Origin of the sequence: Afipia birgiae 34632 (assembly GCF_000308295.2) — a bacterium.
In the GTDB taxonomy this organism is placed as follows: domain Bacteria; phylum Pseudomonadota; class Alphaproteobacteria; order Rhizobiales; family Xanthobacteraceae; genus Afipia; species Afipia birgiae.
On the sequence record NZ_HG326655.1, the window covers coordinates 107,263 to 109,762 of the forward strand.

At 56.9% G+C, this 2,500-nt stretch carries 1 protein-coding gene and 2 pseudogenes (1 of these 3 cut by a window edge); 2 read left to right on the top strand and 1 reads right to left on the bottom strand.

What is annotated here, in order from left to right; translation table 11 throughout:
* Positions 1–222: 222 nt before the first annotated feature.
* A pseudogene (locus BN32_RS23510) lies at positions 223–1,510 on the bottom strand (IS110 family RNA-guided transposase).
* Positions 1,511–1,589: 79 nt separating this feature from the next.
* Between BN32_RS23510 and BN32_RS23515 the strand changes: the two are divergent.
* Positions 1,590–2,009: pseudogene (locus BN32_RS23515) on the top strand (integrase core domain-containing protein); the annotation flags it as partial.
* Between the two features lie 74 nt (positions 2,010–2,083).
* A protein-coding gene (locus BN32_RS26545) for a response regulator transcription factor (protein WP_084494596.1) crosses the window boundary here: on the top strand, positions 2,084–2,500 show its 5' portion. It continues 360 nt past the right edge of the window; only the first 417 of its 777 coding nucleotides appear in the window; the start codon lies at positions 2,084–2,086; the stop codon falls past the right edge of the window.

A 2,500-nucleotide genomic window follows, 5' to 3' on the forward strand; every position in this document is an offset into this window, starting at 1 on the left:
TAAGAGCGGAAGGAAATAGAGAGGACAGTCAAAAGTCTCTCTGTACGCCAGCATGCTCTCGCAGCATGACGCTCGTCAAGTTGCATGGTCGAACCAGGCGGCTTCCACGAGTAAAGGAAAAGATCTCGTCCATAGCAAACACAGGGTACGCCGATTGCGGCCCTCACCGTCCTCAACACGAGCTTCTGATCCAGGTGGAAGACCCGAACATTATCTACAGGGTCATCGAAGCGATGCCCTCACGGCCCTAACTGACAGAGGTTCTTCCACCTGGCACCCGCCCCTCAACGAAGGGCCGGTAGTCGGAACCGCCTTTGACGACGGCGTGGACGACACGCGCCATCTTGGCGGTAATAGCGGTCATCGCCTTGCGGCGCAGATCGGGATTGTCGCGATCTCTCGCGATGTAGCGTTCGAACTTGTGCCGGAATCCGTTCTCGCGCTGGCGGATGGCGACCTGTCCGGCGATCCACAGGGTGCGGCGCAGTCGCGCATTGCCGAACTTGGAAAGGCGGGTCTGGCCTCGATACTGGCCTGACTGCTGTGTCGAAAGATCCAGTCCGCAGAATTTAAGAAACTGGCGATGATGATGGAAGCGGCGAAGATCTCCAGCCTCGGCAATGATCGTCAGCGCATTGATCGGCCCGATACCCGGGATCTGCCGCAGGAGATGATAATCTTGGCTATATCGCAGCAGTTCGTCAGCCTGCGTCTCGATCTCATTGCGTTGTCGGATCAGGCTGCGTGCTTCGGCGACGACCATCCGGAACATGCGAATAGCAGGGGCATCCAGCGGCAACGGCAATCCGATTGATGTGCGCGCCGTCTCGTAAATATCCATTAGAATCTGCGTCTTGCTGACTTTGCGGCCGACGACGTCCCAGGCTCCGGCCACAAACGCCTCCTTCGTTAGCGTCGTGATACTTGCCGGCGTTGGAAACGCATCGAGGAAAGCGAAGAACCAATCGCTGCGGCTGTTGCCCCGGAAGCGATCGATCTCTGGAAAATACAGCGGCAGGTAGTGCGTCAGGATACGATGCTGGATCTCGGTCTTGGCCCTGGCGACTGCTTCATGCGTCTTCGACAGTTCCTGCACATCGTTGATGCCAGCGCGCAGCGGATCATGGTAGGCCTGCGTCGCTTGGATCCTGAGCATGTGAAGGATCACCTGCGCATCCTTGGGGTCATTCTTGTCCCAACTGTTGTGCAGGGCCTCCCGAGTTCGAGCGAGCGCCAGCGACGACACCAGCCGCACCTCGAAGCCGGCTTCAGCCAGGCGCCATGCAATGGGACGATGATAGTTCCCGGTGGCTTCAAAGCCGCAGACCACCGGTCGGCCATACGTCTGCAGAATCTCAATCAGCCGATCATGCTCCGCACGGGTGTTGAGGACCGGCAGCCGGCGCCGGCGTTTATGGCTCGGAGCCTCGATCAGAACTTCATTGCAAACCTTGGCAATATCGATGGCTACCAACACGGCATCGGCGAGTATAACATTTGGGCTGGTCATGGTCGGTCTCTCCCGAATGGGTTGTGAACATTCGCATTCTAGAGAAACCTTGATCGGCCATGGCCACCTCAGCCGGTGCGCGCTTGCAGCGAAAGGCTGCGCGCACCGCTGCTCAGTGACCTCTCCTCATTCCTTCCGTAGGTGCTACGGGCCGTGCTACGTCGCCGGCGAGCTGGCGCAATGGCTTCAGGAGCGCGACATGGATCACACCCGCGGTGCACCGAACCATCCTCAGACCCAGGGCAAGATCGAGCGCTGGCACCAGACGCTCAAGAACCGTATCCTGCTGGAGAACTACTTCCTGCCGGGTGATCTCGAAGCCCAGATCGCGGCTTTCGTCGAGCGCTACAACCATCGCCGCTACCACGAGAGCCTGGACAATCTCACCCCCGCCGACGTTTACTTCGGGCGCGGCCAAACTGTCCTGTTGCAGAGAGAAAGGATCAAGCGAAAGACCATCGAACAGCGGCGCTTGCTACATCGCAAAGCCGCCGCTTAAAATGTCAACCGAGATGGGCCAGAGCCTCCGCTAGATCAGCCCGCCATCTGTCTCAAATTATCTGACGACGGACAGTGTTTCCGTCGCCAAGAATCCTCATCGTAGATGATGATTTGATACATGCTTCGGCGGTAAAGAGAGCGCTCCGCGCTCCTATCACGGCAATCGGGCGATTGAAGTGCGAAATTGATATTGTCGACGATCTCAATAGTGCTCGCATTTATCTGCAAGACGACACCATCGACATCTATTTCCTAGATTTGAATATATCGGAGAAGGTCGGAGAAGGGCCTCTTCATGCGGAAGTAGGCAAGGCTTTTGTGCGCGACGTAGTGAGAACTACAAATGCGGGAGTTATTGTTTGCTCAAGTTATTCCGCGGCAACAGAAGCATCAGGCTTACTAGAAGATGGGGCTGATGATTACGTCGAAAAGAACTCTGGCTTAGATACGATTGCAGCACGAACGCTTTCGGTCTGGCGAAGAGTTCTT